Source organism: Geomonas propionica, assembly GCF_016458235.1.
Classification (GTDB): Bacteria; Desulfobacterota; Desulfuromonadia; order Geobacterales; family Geobacteraceae; genus Geomonas; species Geomonas propionica.
On sequence record NZ_JAEMHK010000047.1, the window covers coordinates 1 to 318 of the forward strand.

General features: G+C 68.2%; 1 protein-coding gene. It reads left to right on the forward strand.

Features of this window, described 5'->3' with window-relative positions; translation table 11 throughout:
* The coding region (locus JFN90_RS22095; protein WP_199397296.1) for a hypothetical protein at positions 1–318 on the forward strand (318 nt) is incomplete at both ends.

Genomic DNA, 318 nt, shown 5'->3' on the forward strand with positions numbered 1-318 from the left:
AGTACACCGTGACCGGTACCGCTTCCGGGCCCGGCAGCGTCACCCCGGCCAGTACCCAGGTCAACTACGGTGGTAGCACCGTTCTCACGGCCACGCCCAACAGCGGGGCTGTGGTGACCGGCGTCACCGGTGGTACGGCTACCGTTTCCGGCAGCCCGGCCACCTTTCCGAGCCTGGCCCCGGTCACCGTCACGATAAGCAATGTTACCAGCCCGCGCGCCGTTGCGGCGACCTTTGCCGCGGTCGGTGTCGACGCCGGTGTGGCCCAGACCGCCATGGTGATCACTAAGGTGACCTTGCGGGGGACCATGCAGGGGG